General features: G+C 68.2%; 13 protein-coding genes and 1 riboswitch. Of the genes, 8 read left to right on the top strand and 5 right to left on the bottom strand.

Annotated elements, in window-relative coordinates; all coding sequences use genetic code 11:
* Positions 1–216 precede the first annotated feature (216 nt).
* The 4 genes from F2Q65_RS03475 to F2Q65_RS03460 all read left to right on the top strand — a co-directional run bounded on the left by F2Q65_RS03475 (position 217) and on the right by F2Q65_RS03460 (position 3,947).
* Positions 217–648 (top strand): CBS domain-containing protein, encoded by a 432-nt coding sequence (locus F2Q65_RS03475; RefSeq protein WP_150090454.1) that lies wholly within the window; start codon positions 217–219, stop codon positions 646–648.
* A gap of 31 nt (positions 649–679) precedes the next feature.
* Positions 680–774, top strand: a riboswitch (TPP riboswitch).
* 138 nt (positions 775–912) lie between these two features.
* Complete coding sequence (thiC, locus tag F2Q65_RS03470) at positions 913–2,805, top strand: phosphomethylpyrimidine synthase ThiC (protein ID WP_150090452.1); 1,893 nt, start codon at positions 913–915, stop codon at positions 2,803–2,805.
* A gap of 52 nt (positions 2,806–2,857) precedes the next feature.
* On the top strand, positions 2,858–3,229 hold the full coding sequence (locus F2Q65_RS03465; RefSeq protein WP_150090450.1) for an Mth938-like domain-containing protein: 372 nt from the start codon (positions 2,858–2,860) through the stop codon (positions 3,227–3,229).
* A gap of 34 nt (positions 3,230–3,263) precedes the next feature.
* Positions 3,264–3,947 carry a hypothetical protein gene (locus tag F2Q65_RS03460; RefSeq protein WP_150090448.1) on the top strand — a complete coding sequence of 228 codons (684 nt, stop codon included), beginning with the start codon at positions 3,264–3,266 and terminating at the stop codon, positions 3,945–3,947.
* A gap of 46 nt (positions 3,948–3,993) precedes the next feature.
* Here F2Q65_RS03460 and F2Q65_RS03455 read toward each other — a convergent pair whose 3' ends face one another.
* Positions 3,994–5,829: an RNB domain-containing ribonuclease gene (locus tag F2Q65_RS03455; RefSeq protein WP_246155946.1), complete on the bottom strand. Its 1,836-nt coding sequence runs from the start codon at positions 5,827–5,829 to the stop codon at positions 3,994–3,996.
* A gap of 164 nt (positions 5,830–5,993) precedes the next feature.
* Here F2Q65_RS03455 and ygfZ point away from each other — a divergent pair, with 164 nt between their 5' ends.
* Entirely contained in the window at positions 5,994–7,037 is a 1,044-nt protein-coding gene (gene ygfZ / locus F2Q65_RS03450; protein ID WP_150090445.1) for a CAF17-like 4Fe-4S cluster assembly/insertion protein YgfZ, read from the top strand.
* Here ygfZ and F2Q65_RS03445 read toward each other — a convergent pair.
* Both F2Q65_RS03445 and F2Q65_RS03440 read right to left on the bottom strand, forming a co-directional pair.
* On the bottom strand, positions 7,016–11,380 hold the full coding sequence (locus F2Q65_RS03445) for a response regulator (RefSeq protein ID WP_150090443.1): 4,365 nt from the start codon (positions 11,378–11,380) through the stop codon (positions 7,016–7,018). The genes ygfZ and F2Q65_RS03445 overlap by 22 nt on opposite strands.
* Positions 11,377–12,378, bottom strand: coding sequence for an ABC transporter substrate-binding protein (locus tag F2Q65_RS03440; protein WP_150090441.1), 1,002 nt, complete (start codon positions 12,376–12,378; stop codon positions 11,377–11,379). Before F2Q65_RS03440 ends, F2Q65_RS03445 begins: the two co-directional genes overlap by 4 nt.
* Positions 12,379–12,627: 249 nt before the next feature.
* Between F2Q65_RS03440 and murI the strand changes: the two genes are divergently transcribed.
* From murI to F2Q65_RS03425, 3 genes are all read left to right on the top strand, one after another.
* The gene (gene murI / locus F2Q65_RS03435; protein WP_150090439.1) at positions 12,628–13,524 is read left to right on the top strand and encodes a glutamate racemase; all 897 of its coding nucleotides are present in this window, start codon (positions 12,628–12,630) and stop codon (positions 13,522–13,524) included.
* Positions 13,515–14,603, top strand: a complete 1,089-nt coding sequence (locus F2Q65_RS03430) for a thioredoxin family protein (protein WP_150090437.1) — start codon at positions 13,515–13,517, stop codon at positions 14,601–14,603. Before murI ends, F2Q65_RS03430 begins: the two co-directional genes overlap by 10 nt.
* 110 nt (positions 14,604–14,713) lie before the next feature.
* Positions 14,714–15,319, top strand: a complete 606-nt coding sequence (locus F2Q65_RS03425; RefSeq protein ID WP_150090435.1) for a Uma2 family endonuclease — start codon at positions 14,714–14,716, stop codon at positions 15,317–15,319.
* Positions 15,320–15,492: 173 nt separating this feature from the next.
* On the opposite strand, the gene lysS is transcribed toward F2Q65_RS03425, so the two are convergent.
* Both lysS and prfB read right to left on the bottom strand, forming a co-directional pair.
* A complete protein-coding gene (lysS, locus tag F2Q65_RS03420) occupies positions 15,493–17,052 on the bottom strand; it encodes a lysine--tRNA ligase (protein WP_150090433.1) in 1,560 nt (519 codons plus the stop codon).
* Between the two features lie 15 nt (positions 17,053–17,067).
* Positions 17,068–18,166 (bottom strand): peptide chain release factor 2 gene (gene prfB / locus F2Q65_RS03415; protein WP_150090431.1). Its coding sequence is split into 2 segments (ribosomal slippage): positions 17,068–18,090 and positions 18,092–18,166, totalling 1,098 coding nucleotides; the frame shifts between segments, so codons are not numbered across the junction.
* Positions 18,167–18,199 lie beyond the last annotated feature (33 nt).

The raw sequence follows: 18,199 nt of genomic DNA, 5'->3' as shown, positions 1-18,199 counted from the left end.
TTTCTCATATGCGGACCGGCATGTATTATCATTATAAATTATATAAAGATTTTAAATTGCCAAAATCAATCAATCCCCGCGGCCACCACGAGGCCGTTGCCGCGGAACCCGCACCACAACAGCCGATGCATGGGAAAAGTTGTCTATCTTTGTAGGATAAATCGCTGGAAATAGCGCAGGAAGTCGCGTGAGAAACAGCCACGACGGAGAACGCCCATGATCACCGTACAACAGATCCTTGAGCACAAGGGCCACCAAGTCTGGACCATCGACGCGGATGCCAGCGTTCTGGACGCCATCGGCGAAATGGCGACCCATGACATCGGCGCACTGGTGGTCATGGAGGGCGCCGACGTGGTGGGCCTGATCTCGGAGCGGCAATATGCCCGAGGTGTCGCGCTGCTGGGCCGCTCGTCCAGAGATACGCGGGTGCGCGACATCATGCGCACCGACATCCCCCGGGTAGCCCTCGGTACCGACAGCGATGCCTGCATAGCCCTGATCACCGAGTATCGCACCCGACATCTGCCGGTCATGACGGACCGCGAGCTGGTGGGGCTGATCTCCATCGGCGACCTGGTGGCCGCCATCATTCGCGAGCAGCAGATCACCATCGACGACCTGACACGCTACATCGCCACGGGTTGAAATCCGCCGGCGCTTTCTATAGCTTGATCGGCTACCGTGCTGGGGGTGCCCGCGTGGGCGGGCTGAGACAGTCCCCTTGAACCTGATCCGGACCATACCGGCGGAGGGAAGCGCGCGATCGCCGACGGCTCAGCCGCCGGCACCTGGCATCCAGGCCACGCGTACCTCCCCGGTGTCTCGGACTGTAAACAGACCACGCCCAGACTGCGCGCCGATCCGGCATCGGTCGCGCGCAGTCGGAACGCCCCTTTCCGAGGTACCGACATGAGCGCCATCCCTGCAGAGTTTCTCCAGACCACGGCACGTCTGTCCGACGAGGTCACCAAGCCCTTTCCCGCCTCCCGAAAGCACTATGTGACCGGCTCGCGGCCGGACATCCGCGTGCCCATGCGCGAGATCGCCCAGACGCCGACCCTCACCAGCGCCGACCGGGAAGAGAATCCGCCGGTGTTCGTCTACGACACCTCCGGCCCCTACTCGGACCCCGAGGCGCAGATCGACCTGCTGGCCGGCCTGCCGGACGTGCGCGGCGCCTGGATCGAGGAACGCGGCGACACCGAGCTGCTCGACGGCCCCAGCTCCGAGTTCGGCCGCCGCCGACAAAGCGACCCGCGGCTGGCGCACCTGCGCTTCGAGCACATCCGCACGCCGCGTCGGGCCAGGCCCGGCGCCAACGTCACCCAGATGCACTATGCGCGCCGGGGCCTGATCACGCCTGAGATGGAGTACGTCGCCATCCGCGAGAACATGCGTCTCGATGCGCTGCGCGCCGACCCCCGCTACGCGAAGCTGCTGCGCCAGCACCGTGGCGAGTCCTTCGGCGCCGGCCTGCCCGAGACCATCACGCCGGAGTTCGTCCGCGACGAGGTCGCCCGCGGCCGCGCCATCATCCCGGCCAACATCAATCACCCGGAGCTGGAGCCGATGATCATCGGCCGCAACTTCCGCGTGAAGATCAACACCAACATCGGCAACTCGGCGGTCACCTCCAGCATCGAGGAGGAGGTGGAGAAGATGGTCTGGTCCGCGCGCTGGGGCGGTGACACCCTGATGGACCTGTCCACCGGCAAGAACATCCACGAGACCCGCGAGTGGATCCTGCGCAACGCGCCCATGCCCATCGGCACCGTGCCCATCTACCAGGCCCTGGAGAAGGTGGACGGCAAGGCCGAGGAGCTGACCTGGGAGATGTTCCGCGACACCCTCATCGAGCAGGCCGAGCAGGGCGTCGACTACTTCACCATCCATGCCGGCGTGCTGCTGCGCTACATCCCGCTCACGGCCGATCGCGTCACCGGCATCGTCTCCCGCGGCGGCTCCATCCTGGCCAAGTGGTGCCTGGCGCATCACCAGGAGAACTTCCTCTACACCCACTTCGGCGAGATCTGCGAGATCATGCAGGCCTATGACGTGGCCTTCAGCCTTGGTGACGGCCTGCGCCCCGGCAGCCTGGCCGATGCCAACGACCGCGCCCAGTTCGCCGAGCTCGAAACCCTGGGCGAGCTGACGAAATTCGCCTGGGAGCAGGACGTGCAGGTGATGATCGAGGGCCCCGGCCACGTGCCGCTGCAGATGGTGCAGGAGAACGTCACCAAGGAGCTCAAGGACTGCTACGAGGCGCCCTTCTACACCCTCGGACCGCTGATCACCGACATCGCCCCGGCCTACGACCACATCACCTCGGGCATCGGCGCGGCCAATATCGGCTGGTATGGCACCGCCATGCTCTGCTATGTCACGCCCAAGGAGCACCTTGGGCTGCCGAACAAGCAGGACGTGCGCGACGGCATCATCACCTACAAGATCGCCGCCCACGGCGCCGACCTGGCCAAGGGCCTGCCCGGGGCGCAGGTCCGCGACAACGCCATGTCCAAGGCCCGCTTCGAGTTCCGCTGGGAGGACCAGTTCAACCTGGCCCTGGACCCGGAGCGCGCGCGCGAGTTCCACGACCAGACCATGCCCCACGACTCGCACAAGGTGGCGCACTTCTGCTCCATGTGCGGCCCGCATTTCTGCTCCATGAAGATCACCCAGGACGTGCGCGACTATGCCCGCGCGCACCAGCTCGACAACCTGGAAGACGCCATCGAGACCGGCATGCAGGAGAAGGCCGAGGAGTTCCGCAAGGACGGCGCCAGGATCTATCAGGAAGTGTAGGGTCAGGGAATCCGAAGGCAGCAGGCACGACGTTCCAGGCCCCGATCACACCATGAAATTCTCCGAGATCGCAGACAGCGGCACCAACCTGATCGAGGCCTACGATGCCGGCCGCGTCCGCATCAACGGCCAGGATTACAGCGGCGCCCTGATGGTCACTGCACAATCGGTCAGCACCGACTGGGGACCGGCCGCCGCCGGAGACCTGACGGCGGGTCACCTCGAGGCCCTGCTCGCCGCCGAGCCGCAGGTGGTGATCATCGGCACCGGGCAGGTGCAGCGCTTTCCAGACCCGACCCTGTACGCTGGGCTGCTGGCGCGCGGCATCGGCGTCGAGATCATGGACACCGGCGCCGCCTGCCGCACCTACAACATCCTGGTCAGTGAGGGCCGGCGCGTGGTCGCCGGCCTGCTGCCGGACTGAAGCCCAGCGTCCTCCGCCCCCACCCGGAACATCCATGGACCGCAAGATCATCCTGTCCGTCCTCGCCGCCGCGCTCATGGGCTTCATCGGCATCTGGCTGCTGCTGTCGATCATCCCGGACGAGCGCGCCGGCCTGCGCCTCTACCCCTGGGACGTGACCCGCGACCCCGTCGGTCAGCCCCGGGTGTTCGACCTGACCATCGGTGTTAGCTCGCTGAGTGACGTCCGCGCCCTGCTCGGCGAGGAGGGCAAGGTCAACCTGTTCCAGAATCCCGACGGCAGCCATGCCGTGGAGGTCTACTTCGACGACATCCTGCTCAGCAACCTGCGCGCCGACTGGATCGTCACGCTGGCGCTGAGCGAGGAGCGCCTGGCGGGCATGTTCGACCGCGGCCTGCGCGTGAGCAAGACCGGCAGCGGCAGCCGCAAGGTGAAGATGGATCCGACGGACGTCGAGGCCCTGGCCGGCGAGCCCATCCGCAGCCTGACCTACCTGCCCTGGAAGAGCCTTGAGCCCCGCGACATCGAGGGCAACTTCGGCGCCCCTGCCGAACGGCGCACCGAAGAGAACGGCGTCGAACACTGGCTCTATCCGGACCGCGGCATGGACATCGCCCGCGACCGCGACGGCGGCGTCGTCATCCAGTACCTGACCCCGGCGGATTTCGATCGGGCGCGGGCGCTGCTGCCGGCGACATCTGACCAGGCCCCGCAATAGGGCCTGCGGAATCAGGCCACGGCCTGAGCCGGCCAGGTATCGGCGGTCAGGCGTCCTCAACCCGTAGCCGGCAATCCAGGTCCGGCAGGTCCACCTCCGCCACCGACAACGCGATGCGCTGATCCAGCGCCAGCTCCGGCCGGGCCCGGACCCGCGCCTCCAGCGCCAGTTCCGGCACGATCACGGTGGCCTTGCGCTCGCCGAGTTCCACCACCACCGCCTCGCCGCGCCAGCCCTTTTGCCGACGCAGATAGAGCAGCTTCCAGTGCTGGTTGGACTGCCGCTCGGCCCGGCGCACGGCGATGCCACCTTGCTCCGCCTCGCCGGCACGGGCGCTGATCTGCTCCGCGCTCAGCGGCGGGTCTCCGCGCAGCAGCGCGCGAAGCTGCTGGTGTACCAGCAGGTCGGCGTAGCGCCGCAGCGGGCTCGTGGCCCGCGTGTAGCGATCGAGCCCCAGCCCGAAGTGCGCCGCGGGCTCCACCACCAGGCGGCTGGGCTTGAACTGGCGCCGGTAGGCATACATCGCCGCCATGCCCTGCGGCTGCTGGATCGACTCCGGCGCCGGCTGCGTGGCATACGGAATGGCCAGCGCCCGCTCGGTGCAGAAACGGGCGGCCGCCTCACCGGCCATCAGCATCAGATCCGTGATCATGGCCCGGGAGCCGTGCCGGTCGATGGGCCGGATCAGGATCTCCGCATCGCGCACGCGCACGCTGACCTCGGGCAGGTCGATGCTGGCGGAGCCGTTGGCGGCGCGTCGGGCACGGTAGCGCGCCGCGGCCGCCGCCAGCCGCGCCAGCGGGCCCTCTTGCAGCCGCGTCTCGGCCTCGGCATAGCTCAGGCGCTCGGCGCGGATCAGGGTCGGGCGGATATCGATGTCGGCCAGTTCTCCGTCCTCGCCACAGCGAAAGCCGAACGACAGTGCCGGCGACACCGGCTGCAGCCCCAGCCCGAGCTGCTCGGTGACGACGGCAGGCAGCATGTTGACGATGCCCTCGGGCAGGTACAGGTTCGCGCCACGGGCGCGCGCCTCGAGGTCCGCCTCGCTGTCCGGGGGCACCAGGGCGGCAACATCCGCCACATGCACCCAGATACGCTCGCCGTCGATGCTCACTGCATCGTCCGGGTCCTGATTGCCTTCGTCGTCGATGGCGAAGGCTGGCAGATGGGTCAGGTCCAGACGCGCCTCGTCCGGCAGCGCCGGCACCGGCAGTTCGGGGTCGGTCAGCGCCAGACCGGAGCGGGCGGGATAGGGGTTGTGGTCCGCTGACCAGTAGCCCACCCGCACCAGAAAGCGATGTGCACTCTGCGGCGTCTCCGTCAGGTCCAGTGCCTTCAGGATCCGGCTGCGCTCGGACTGCTGCAGCGCCAGACGCTCCACCTCTAGCAGCCGGTCGCGATCGCCGGCATCGATGCGGCCCTGTTGCAGCCGCTGCATGAAGGCCTGCTGCTCCTGCTCGGCCCGCGCCTTGGCCTCGCGCTCGGCGTGGTCACGCTCGATCGCGTCCCGCGGGCGCGGGCGGATGGCCTCCGGCGTGCCGTCGAAATAGAGTCCGTCCGCCAGCAGTTCCCAGGCTGCCCAGGCCGTGGCCGGGGTGAACTCGCCATAAAGCAGTTCCGCCAGTTCCTTGAGGTCGGTCTCGGTGCCGTCGAGCAGTTCCCAGGCCTCGTCGATCTGACCCTCGCACGGCGTCAGATCCGTCAGACGGGTCAATGGCCCGGGATGCAGCAGACGGATGTCCTTGGGCCGGACGCGCTTGTTCTGGCCGCCATCGACCTGGATCTCGATCTTCTCCCCGACCGAGACCACCCGCGCCGGACGGACCTTGTAGAGCACCAGACTGTCTGCGACGACGCGGCCGCCTGCTTGATGAATGGTCAACGAATCACCTTGAGTGGAACAACGTCCGGGCATGCTACCAGCATCTGCCGCAGGTCGTCCCGGCCGCAACGGCTTGAGGAATGCCGCCGGCGCTGCCATGTCGGATTTCGGCGGCGGGGCCGGTTCCTCCCGCCGGCATCCCGCAAGCTACCGAGAGCACCCAAATGAATGAAGACTGGCGAGCATTCCTGCATACCCGCTCCGCGACCCTGCGCGACACCGGGGCGCTGGCCGGCAGCGCCTGTTTCCCAGGCGGCACGCAGCCGGACGCCCCCTGCGCGCTCACGGACCTGTCCCATCTGGGACTGATCGCCGTCGCCGGCCCCGACGCCGAGGACTTTCTGCAGGCACAGGTGAGCAATGATCTGCGCGAACTGTCCCCGCAGCACACCCAGCTCAGCAGCCATTGCAGCGCGAAGGGCCGGATGCTGGCCAATTTCCGCGTGCTACGCATGGAGCAGAGCCTATTCCTGGTGCTGCCGCGCAGCCAGATCGCGCCCCTGATGAAGCGCCTGCGCCTGTTCGTGCTGCGGGCCCAGGTCAGCATCGAGGATGCCAGCGATGCGCTGGTCTGCCTGGGCATCATCGGCAGCTGCGCCGATGCCGCCCTGAGCCACTGCTTCGGCAGCCTGCCGGAGCACGACAACGGCCTGGTCCAGGCCGGCGCCGCGAGCCTGGTGCGCGTGCCGGGGGACAGCCCGCGCCACCTGTTCATCGGACCCGCCGAGCAGGCCCGCACCCTGTGGAGCGGGGCTGCCGACACCGCCGTCGAGGCCGACGCGGACCTCTGGGCGCTGCACGACATCCGCGCCGGGCTGCCGACGGTGTTGCCGGAAACCAGCGACACCTTCGTGCCGCAGATGACCAACATGCAGCTGATCGACGGCATCAGCTTCACCAAGGGCTGCTATACCGGGCAGGAGGTGGTCGCGCGGATGCAGTACCTGGGCAAGCTGAAACGGCGCATGTACGTTGCAGAAGTCGAGACCGACCAGCCGCCACGCCCCGGCGATGTGCTCAGCGTGCCGAACAGCAGATCCGGGCAGGCCCCGGGCTGGGTGGTGAACGCCAGCCCCCAGTCACCCGGACGCTACGCGCTGCTGGTGGTGGTGGAGATCAGCGCCGCCGAGGGCGGCGAGGTGCGTCTGAGCGACGACGGCCCGCGGCTGCGCCTGTCGCCACCGCCCTACGGTCTGGGCGAGTCCTGAGCCGGGTCGCCGCAGAGCCCGGCTGAGCGCAGGGTTGCCAGCGCCGCGCCGAAGTCGAACGCGGAGACCGCCTCGGCCAGCGTGACATAGTGCGCCCCCAGGGCGACACGCAGCAGGCCCTCGTGCTCCGCGAGCACCTGGGCGCTGCCAAAGTCGTCGGCGGCAAGCCGCTCGGCGAGTTGCCCGCAGACGCGCCGCACGGTGGCGGGATCGGCAGCGACCGGGGCTGATGCCACCGGCGCTGTGGCCGGCAGCCGCTCCGACAACACCTCGATGAGCGCACTCAGACACTGCGCTGTCTGCGTACGCACCGGCTCCAGCGCCGCCGGGTCCGGCTGCTGGTCCGTTGGCTGGCTCGTTTGCCGGCCCATGAGCGCATCCAGTCGCTGCTCCAGCTGCCGGGCCAGTGCGCTCAATGGCGCGGCGCCGATCTGCGCGGCAACGCCCTTCAGGGTGTGCGCCTCGCGTCGGGCCGTCGCCAGGTCCCCAGCCGCCAGGGCCGCTGCCAGACGCTCGGCAAAGCCGCGCTGACTGCTAACGAACCGCTGCAGCAACGACAGGTAGAGCCGCTCCCGACGCTGCACCCGCCGCAGCGCCCCCTCCGGCTCCAGCCCCGGCACCTCGGAGAGGGCCTGTAAGGCCACCGGCAGCGACCCGGCCACCGCCCCCGGTGCGGCTGGGCCGGAATCGGCGGCCACGTCAGCGTCTCCGCCGAGCCCGGCGCGCGGCCTGATCCAGCGCCGCACCATGGCCCACAGGGCATCCGGGTCGATGGGCTTGGCCAGGTGGTCGTTCATGCCCGCCGCCAGGCACCGCTCGCGATCCCCTGCCATGGCATTGGCAGTCATGGCAACGATGGGCAGATCGGCCAATCCAGGCAGGGCACGAATGGCGCGGGTCGCGGCAAGGCCGTCCATGACCGGCATCTGCATGTCCATGAACACCAGATCGTGGTCTGCCGCCTGCACCCGGGCGACCGCCTGCTCACCGTCCTCCGCCAGATCCACGGCAAAGCCGGCACTGGTGAGCAGTTCCACGGCCACCTCCTGGTTCAGCGCGTTGTCTTCCACCACCAGGATGCGTGCGCCGCGCAGGTCGTCCAGCGCCACCTCCGCCGGCGTCCGGGATTCCGCAGCGGGGGCAAGGGATGCGGCGACCCCGTCCGTGTCCTCGGTCCCGACCCCCACCCCGACCAGGACCCGCAGGGTGCTGTCGAGCAGCATCGACGGGCTGACGGGCTTGAGCAGCACCTCGGCAATGTCGACGGCCTCGGCCTCGCCGAACAGCTCCTCGCGGCCATAGGCGGTGACCAGGATCAACTGCGGCTGCGCGCCCAGCGACAAGGCACGGATCGCACGGGCAGTCTGCAGGCCATCCATCTCCGGCATGCGCCAGTCCAGGTACACCACCCGGAAGGGTCTGCCGGCACTGTCGGCCTGCTGCAGCGCCCTGATCGCCGCTGCCCCAGATGCCGCCTCGCTGGCATCGAAGGCCATGCCGGCGAGCATCTCACGCAGCACCGCACGGGCGTAGGCATGATCATCGACCACCAGCACCGGACAATGCCTGAGGTCCGCCGGCGGCAGGCGCCGACGCGGGGCCGCGCGGTTCACCCCGAGGGGCAGCGTGAACCAGAAACGGCTGCCCTGCCCCGGCGTGCTGTCCACCCCGATGTCGCCGCCCATCAGCTCCGTGAGCCGCCTGGAGATCGCCAGCCCCAGGCCGGTGCCACCGTACTTGCGCGTGGTTGAAGTGTCGGCCTGCTGGAAACTCTGGAACAACCGCTCCTGCTGCTCCGGGCTCAGGCCGATGCCGGTGTCGCGCACCTCGAAGCGCAGCAGCACCTGGTCGGCACGGCGCTCGGCATTGGACCCAACACGGCCCTTGGCACTGGGCTCGGCACCGGGCTCAACGCCGGGCTCGACCAGGCGCACGATGATGTCGATCTCGCCCTGCTCGGTGAACTTGACTGCATTGCCGCCCAGGTTGAGCAGGATCTGACCAAGCCGCAGCTCATCGCCCAGCAGCCGTCGGGGCACGTCGGCGGCAATGTCGATGACCAGTTCCAGGCCCTTGTCCGTGGCACGCTGGATCAGCTGATTGGCAACGGTGTCGAAGAGTTCGTCGAGGTTGAACGCGCGCCGCTCGATGGCGAGCTTGCCGGCCTCGATCTTGGAGAAGTCGAGGATGTCGTTGAGGATGCCGAGCAGGTGCTGGCCGGAGCCCAGGATCTTGCCCAGATAGCCGCGCTGCGCCGGCGTGAGCTCGGTCTTCAGTGCCAGATGCGCCATGCCGATGACGGCATTCATCGGCGTGCGGATCTCGTGGCTCATGTTGGCCAGGAATTCGCTCTTGGCCTGGCTCGCCGCCTCGGCCTGCTCCTTGGCCCGCTGCAGCGCGGTGTTGGAGGCATCCAGCGCCGCGGTGCGCTCGGCAACCAGGCCCTCCAGATGCTGGCGGTAGTCTTCCAGCTCACGCTCGGTGCGGCGCTTTTCAGTGATGTCGCGCCAGGCCACGTGCAGCAGTGTCTTCTCCGGATCCTGGATGTGGGTCAGCAGCACCTCCAACAGGATGAGCACGCCATCGGCGCGGATGTGCTGCCACTCGAACAGGAGGCCGCCCTGCGCCACGGCGGCGCGGATCAGCCGCTCGGCCTTGACGCTGGACAGCTCGCCGTCCGGCTGGCGCTCCGGGGAGATGTCCACCGGGCTGATACCCTCCAGCTGGTCGGCCCGGTCCATGTGCATCATGGCCAGGGAGGCTTGGTTGGGGTGCCTGAACCGCCCGTCCTCGATCAGCACCACCGCCTCCTTGGTGTCCTCGAACAGGCGACGGAAGCGCTCCTCGCTCGCCCGCAACCGCACCATGGCACGGCGGCGCTCGACGACGCTGGCGAGCCGCGCGGCGACGGCATCGATCAACACCCGCTCCTCGTGCATGAAGGGCCCCTCGTCGTGCGGCGGCCTCGGCTGCAGATACACCAGGCTGACCCGGCCGAGGTCGGTCTGGTCGAGCCGGATCGGGGCGACTTGTCGCGCCGCGGCCGTGTCACTGAAGCCTGCGGTGAAGACGCGCTCGCCGTCCAGCTCGATGGCCGCGGCCGCAACCTCCGCATGCTGCCAGGCCGGCGGCAGCAGCTCGACCACTGTCCGCAACATCTGCCGGAGGGGTGTGTCGAGGGGCTCGGTGGCGCGCAACACCTGCTGCAGACACGCCTGCTCCTTCAGCCGCTCGCGCAGCAGCGCGCGCTCATGCTCCAGCTCCCGCTGGTGCCGGGTGCTGTCACGGCGCGCCGCACGCAGCCGGACCACATGGAGCGCCAGCAACAACAGCAGCCCCAGGATGACGATGGCGCCAACGGCCAGGGCCATGATCTGCCCGCGGTGCAACCGCCAGAGCGCCGACCAGTTGATCACCGGCTCGCTCTCGAACGGCGGCAACCGCAAGGCACGGGCCAGGGTACGCACCGGCTCGTAATCATGCGGCAGCGCAAAGCCCTGGACGCCGACCACCCCGACGCTGTCCGGCATCAGCAGCAGCGCGGCGACCACACGCTTGGCCAGATCGGCATCGAGCTGGGGCATGGCGACCAGCGGGCGACCGGGGTAGAGCGCCGTCGACAGCGCGTAGGGGTAGCCGGGCAGGTCGCTGCGCCCGAGCAGGCGCAGGTCGCCGGGCGCGATCAGTCCCTGTCGCTGCCACTGCTCCAGCAGGCCACCGCGCACGAAGAGCGCATCGACGCGCCCGTCGAGCAGCGCCGCAAGACCCGCCTCCGGCGCCGGATCCGTGAGGATGTCTGCCGCCTCGGGCAGCGGCACGCCCGCCTTGTACAGCGCGTAGGCCTGGGCCTGGAAACCACTCAGCAGCCGCGTATCGACGGCGGCGATGCGCCGCCCGGCAAGATCGGCCGGCTGTTGCAGATCGGCACGTCCGGCCAGCACCAGGATGGCGCCACCATAGCCGAGCAGTGGTTGGCCATCGGCCTGCTCGACCAGACTCGCCAGCGGCGCCGAGAGCCCGATGCGGTGGCTGAGCGCGAGGTAGTCGGTGGCGTTGGTGAGCAGCAGATCCACTCGCCTGCCCTCGACGGCCCGGATCAGATCCCCATGGCTCAGCACCTGCAGCCGGACCTGCACATCGCCAAGGGCGTCGGCAAGATGCTCCGCCAGCGGCTGCCAGCGCGCCTGTTCCGCGGCCAACGGACCCGCGGCCAGGACGCCGATGGTCACCGTTGTCAGCGGCCGGGGCTGCGGCTGGGACTGCGCCTGGGACTGAGCTGGCGCCACTACCGGACACAGCAGCAGCCACAGCAACAGCCACAGCAGAACGGGGCGCCGGATCATGCGGCGGGGGGCGGCAGAAAGTCGGGCAGCAGCAGCTCGTTCAGCGGCGGGCGTTGCTGCAGCAGGCCGGCCTGGACCATGATATCGGCGACCTCGCGGGCGGTCCGGGTCAGCCCCTTTGCCGGCGGTGTCAGGTACTGGCGGTTGTAGACGGCATCCGGCAGGTCGAGCCCGCTGAACACCCGCTTGACCTCCACCGCCGGCACACCCAGCAGCGCGCCCAGCCGGTATCCGGTATCAATGGGATTTCGGTGCCAACGCTCAAGGGCCCGGAAGTGCGCCGCGATCAGGGTGCGCAAGGCAGTGCCCTGTTCGTGCAACGCCTCCTCGCGCACCGCCAGCAGATCGAGGATGCGTCGCGGCATCTGTCGACTGTCGAACAGGCGCTCCAGCCCGCGCCCCTGCAACAGCGTCAGTGATGGCTCGTAGGTGATGATGGCGTCGGGCGCGAGCTGCTCCCAGGCGGCAACGTGGTCGAACTGCATCGGCTCCACGGTCACCGCGTCTGCATCCAGGCCCGCAGCCTGCAGCACATGGTGCAGCATCACCGCGCCGAGGCTCGAATCCTCCACCGCGATGCGCTTGCCCGCCAGGGCCGAAAGGCTGTCGATTCCCGGTCGTGCCAGCAATGCATCGCCGCCGGCGGAGACGTTGAAGATCAGCACGCCATGCAGGCGCAGGCCCGTCGAGCGCAACACCAGCACCTCTTCAAGGGTCAGGGCCGCGGCATCGACACGCCCTTGCGCCAGCGCCTCGGCCGAGGCGTCGAGGGTCTGCGTTCGCAGCAGACGGATCTGCTCGGGGGGCAGCCAGCCCTCCTGCTCCGCCAGTATCAGGAACTGGTAACCGGCCCAGGGCGAGACGGCCACCCGCAGCGGCGCGGTGGAACAGCCCCCAAGCCCGCCCACGGCTGTGACGACGAGACCGCCGAGGGCGAGTCCCAGGAAACCACGGCGGTCCGTGGACCCAAGGACCATGACGACATCGCGCTTGGACATCGGATACTCCTGTCGTGTTGAGTTGATTCTACACCCCACGACAACACCGCGACGGATGTAATGGTCGACCCCGGCGGGAGCGGGTTGGGCTATGATCCCGAGGCCGCAAGCACGCCAGAGCCCCCAGATGTGCCCCCAGATGTACCCCCAGCCGCACCCGCACCGAGACCCATTCCCGCCCTGCGCCCCGGGGCAGCCGTTGGTGCTGACGGATTCGGGCGCTCGGATGTTGCAGGCCGGGCATCGGCCATGACGGCTCGCCTGGGTCCCATCGGCGTGTTCGATTCCGGCGTCGGCGGCCTGACGGTACTGCGCGAGATCCGCCGCGAACTGCCCGCCGAGGACCTGCTCTACATCGCCGACTCAGGCCACGCGCCCTATGGTGACAAGCCCGCGCACCAGGTGGAGGCGCGGGCCATCGCCATCGGCGAACGCCTGCGGAACGAGGGCGCCAAGGCCGTGGTGGTGGCCTGCAACACCGCCACCGCGATTGCCGCGCAGTCGCTGCGCGCGCGCCTGGACATCCCCGTCATCGCCATGGAGCCGGCCATCAAGCCCGCCGCTGAACAGACCCGCTCGGGGGTGGTGGGCGTGCTGGCCACCAGCGGCACCCTGGTCAGCGATCGGTTTCTGCAACTGGTCGGCCGCTTCCGCGAGCGGGTCGAGGTACTGGTGCGACCCTGCCCCGGCCTGGTGGAACAGGTAGAGGCAGGGCAGCTCGACAGCGACGCGACGCGCGCCCTGCTCGCCGACTACGTGCTGCCCCTGCTGGCGCGCGGCGCCGACACGCTGGTGCTGGGCTGCACCCACTATCCGCACCTGGCGCCCCTGATCCGCGAACTGGCCGGGCCCGACGTGATCATCACCGATTCCGGCGCTGCCGTGGCGCGCCAGGTGCGTCGCCGCCTGACCGAGACGGGCCTGCTCAACCCGCGACAGGACCCGGGCGCCGAACGCATCTGGACCAGCGCCGCCCCGGCGGCGCAGACAGTGCAGCTGATCCGCCAACTGTGGCATGCATCGGTGCGCGTGGATTGTTTCCCGCACAACAGCCCCGCAGATGCTGGGGTAACGCCCGGCACCCCGCCCGAGCGCGCCAACGACACCCCGAATCACCGCACTGAGGATCAACCGCCATGGCCGTGAATCACCTGCCAGCGCAGCGCCTGCTGCTGCCGGGCCTGCTGCTTGCGAGCGCCTGCCTGTTCAACACCGCCGGCGCGCAAGACGCCGCTAACGCCACCGCGCCGGGGGCCGTCACCGGCGGCAAGCAGACCGCGCATCCCGCCTGGTTCAAGGAGAGCTTTCTCGACATCGCGGAAGACGTGAGCGAGGCCGCCGACGACGACAAGCATGTGATCCTGTTCTTGGAGATGAACGGCTGCCCGTACTGTTACAAGATGATCGAGGAGAACTTCAAGAGCGGTCCGGACAGCGACTTCATCCAGTCGCGTTTCGATGTCATCGCGCTGAATGTCCGCGGCGATCGCGAAGTGGCCCTCGACGCCGACACGGCGCTGACGGAAAAGGCCCTTGCGGACCAGCTCGACGTCCGCTTCACGCCCACGCTGGTGTTCCTGGATCAGCACAACACACCCGTGGCGCGGATCAGCGGGTATCGCAAGGTCGCGGAGATGAAGCAGGTGCTGGACTATGTGGACAGCAAGGCCTACCAGCAGCAGTCCCTGGGCGACTACCTGCAGGAACAGAGGCGGGAGCACAGGCGCCAGCTAGGCTACGCATTCCGCGAGCACCCACAGGTCAGCTCAGCGGCTGACGTCAATGACCTGAGCCGCATCGACGGACCGCTCGCCCTGCTGTTCGAGGACAACGCCTGCAGCGCCTGCGATGACCTGCATGCCGGCCATCTGGCGCGCGCGGATGTGCAACAGGCCCTGGCGCCGTTCACGACGGTGCGGATCGACACCCTGTCCGACGCGGCACTGATCGGCCCCGACGGTGGCGAGACAACGCAACGGCAGCTCGCCGCGGACCTGGGCGTGGACTACCGCCCGACACTGGTGCTGATGGACGGCCCCGCCGGCGACAAGCAGGAAATCGCCCGCATCGAGAGCATGCTCTACCGCTACCACTTCATCGGCCTGCTGGAATACGTCGGAGGAGGCCACTACCGGGACTATCCGGACAGCCCGTTCGACTATATCGATGCCAAGACCGCCGCGCTGATCTCCGCCGGCAAGGACGTGGCCATCGCCGACGAGTGAGAGGGCTTGCGAAGCCGCTGCAGGACCGGTCCAGCATCGGCGCCGCAGCAACGGGCAGACACCCGGGCCTCGCGCTACGATCAGGGGTAAAGCCCCAGGAGAAACCGCCCATGTCCGCCCAGCCCAAGCCCTTCTACCGCATCGAGGACTGGCTCGCCGACGAGCGCGCGGCGCTGGAGACCCGCAGCGAATACATCGATGGCGAGGTCTTTGCCATGCCCGGCGCGAGCGAGGCCCGCAACCTCATCGTGACCAATATCAGTGGCGAGTTGCGAAGTGCCTTCGAGAGCCGCCCCTGCCGCGTCTACGCAAACGACATGAAGGTGCATATCCGCGCCGCCAACGAGGGACGCTACCCGGACCTGGCGGCTCTCTGCGGCGAGCGGGAGTTCTTCGACGGGCGCACCGACCTGCTGCTGAACCCGTCGCTGATCGTCGAGGTGCTGTCCGACTCCACCGAGGGCTACGACCGCGGCGCCAAGTTCGCCTCCTACCGCCTGATCCCGAGCCTGCGCGACTACCTGCTGATTTCACAGCATCGGATGCAGGCGGAACTCTACACCCGCCAGAGCGATGGTCGCTGGCTGCTGTCGGATTTCAGCGCGCCCACCGACCGGATCCCGCTGGAGTCGGTGGACTGCCTGCTCGAACTCGCGGAGGTGTACGACAAGGTGGAGCTGCCAGCTTGCAGCCGCCAGCCACCAGCTGCGGGGTAGGCGCAGCAGGGCGCCGTTCGACCTGGCTTGGCGCACCCGACCGGCAAAGCCCCCGGGCGCCTTGGACTCGCCAGTCACTGGGTACTGTCACCGGCGGCTTATGGCCGTCGGCTGCTGACTGGCGTCTGGTTGCTGTCGGCTGTCGGCTGATGGCTGGCAGCTGAACCCCTTGCTCAGTCTCCCGGGCGCATGTGCGGGAACAGCAGCACGTCGCGGATGGACGGCGCGTCGGTGAACAGCATCACCAGCCGGTCGATGCCGATGCCTTCGCCCGCCGTCGGAGGCATGCCGTGCTCCAGGGCGCGGATGTAGTCCGCGTCGAAGTGCATGGCCTCCTGATCGCCGGCGTCCTTTTCCATCACCTGCCGGCGGAACCGCTCGGCCTGGTCCTCGGCGTCGTTCAGCTCGGAGAAGCCATTGGCGATCTCGCGGCCGCCGACGAAGAACTCGAAGCGGTCGGTGACAAAGGGGTCCGCGTCGTTCAGGCGCGCCAGCGGCGAGACCTCGGTGGGATAGGCAGTGATGAAGGTGGGCTGCATCAGCCGGTGCTCGACGGTCTTCTCGAAGATCTCTACCTGTACCTTGCCCAGGCCATAGCTGTCCTTCAGATGGATATCCAGTCCCTGGGCCACGGCGCGGGCCCGGCCCGGGTCGTCGAGATCGGCGTCGGTCAGGTCCGGATTGAAATGCAGGATGGACTCGCGCACGGTCATGCGCTGAAACGGCTGTGACAGGTCGTAGGTCTCGCCCTGGTAGGTCAGCTGCGTACTGCCGAGCACGGAGTGCGCCATGTCGCGCAGCATCTGCTCGGTGAGATCGATGAGATCCTGGTAGTCGGCGTAGGCCTGGTAGAGCTCCAGCATGGTGAACTCGGGGTTATGCCGGGTGGACAGCCCCTCGTTGCGGAAGTTGCGGTTGATCTCGTAGACGCGCTCGAAGCCGCCCACCACCAGGCGCTTCAGGTACAGCTCCGGGGCGATGCGCAGGAACAGCTGCATGTCCAGGGCATTGTGGTGGGTGACGAAGGGCCGTGCCACGGCACCGCCGGGGATGGCCTGCATCATCGGCGTCTCCACCTCCAGATAGGCCCGCGCGTTGAGGAACTCGCGGATGAACTGGACGATACGGGTGCGCGTGCGGAAGGTCTCGCGCGTGCTCTGGTTCATGATCAGGTCAAGATAGCGCTGGCGGTAGCGGCTCTCCTGATCCGACAGGCCGTGCCACTTCTCCGGCAGCGGCCGCAGCGACTTGGTCAGCAGCCGCAGTTCGTCCACCTTCACCGACAGCTCGCCGGTCTTGGTCTTGAACAACTGACCGGAGGCACCGCAGATGTCACCGACGTCCAGTTCCTTCTTGAACCAGGCATAGTCGTCGCTGCCCAGGGTGTCGCGCTGCACGAACAGCTGGATGCGCCCGCTCATGTCCTGCAGGTGCGCAAAGCTGGCCTTGCCCATGACGCGGCGGCTCATCAGCCGGCCGGCCACCCGGGCGCGCACGTTGCGCGTCTCCAGCTCGGCGGCGTCCATGTCGCCGTATTCGGCATGCAGTTCGCCGGCGACCACATTGCGCCGGAAGTCGTTGGGGAAGGCGATGCCCTGTTCGCGGATCTGCGCCAGCTTCTCGCGCCGCTGGGCGATCAGCTTGTTCTCTTCTGCGGCGGCCTGTTCCGGCGTCGTCGCCTGCGGGTCCGGGGCGGTCTGCTCCGGGTCGGTCTGGGGCTGCTTGTCGCTCATAGTCGGTTTCGGTCGTCAGAGCCCGCTCTTCAGGCTGGCCTCGATAAAGGGGTCAAGATTGCCGTCGAGCACGGACTGGGTGTTGCCGATCTCGACATTGGTGCGCAGGTCCTTGATGCGTGATTGGTCCAGCACATAGGAACGGATCTGGCTGCCCCAACCGATGTCGGACTTGGTCTCTTCCAGCGCCTGCTGATCGGCGCGGCGCTTCTGCATCTCCAGCTCGTAGAGCTTGGCCTTGAGCTGTTTCATGGCCTGGTCCTTGTTCTTGTGCTGGGAGCGGTCGTTCTGGCACTGGGTGACGATGCCGCTGGGCATGTGCGTGATGCGCACGGCGGACTCGGTGCGGTTGACGTGCTGGCCGCCAGCGCCGGAGGCACGATAGACATCGATGCGCAGGTCCGCCGGGTTGATCTCGATCTCTACCGAGTCGTCGATCTCCGGCGACACGAACACCGCGGCAAACGACGTATGGCGGCGATTGCCGGAGTCGAACGGCGACTTGCGCACCAGCCGATGCACGCCGGTCTCGGTGCGCAGCCAGCCGAAGGCATGATCTCCCTGCACGGCGACGGTGGCGGACTTGATGCCCGCGACCTCCCCCGGGGAGACCTCCATCAGCTCGGCCTTGAAACCGTGGGTCTCGGCCCAGCGCAGGTACATGCGCAGCAGCATCTCGGCCCAGTCCTGGGCCTCGGTGCCGCCGGAACCGGCCTGGATGTCGACAAAGGCGTTGGAGGCGTCCATCTCGCCGGAGAACATGCGGCGAAACTCGAGCTCGCCGACGCGCTGCTCGAAGCCCTGCAGATCCGCGGCAACCGCATCCACGGTGTCGGCGTCGCCTTCCTCGGCGGCCATCTCCAGCAGGTCGGCGGCATCCGCCAGCCCGGCGGTCAGCTCCTCGACGGTGACGACGATGAGCTCCAGCCCGGCGCGTTCGCGGCCCAGCTTCTGCGCCCGATCCGGATCATTCCAGACATCCGGCGCCTCCAGCTCCCGCAGGACCTCGGTCAGGCGATCCTTCTTCTCGGCATAGTCAAAGATACCCCCTCAGGGACTCGAGGCGTCCCTGGAGGTCGGCGATCTGGTGGCGAAGCGGGTTGGTATCCTGCATGGCAGTCTCGCGGCTGGCAAAACCGGTAAGTAT

This window comes from Thiohalocapsa marina (assembly GCF_008632335.1).
GTDB lineage: Bacteria > Pseudomonadota > Gammaproteobacteria > Chromatiales > Chromatiaceae > Thiohalocapsa > Thiohalocapsa marina.
The sequence above is the reverse complement of the archived record's forward strand: the minus strand, read 5'-3'. Positions and strand labels throughout refer to the sequence as shown.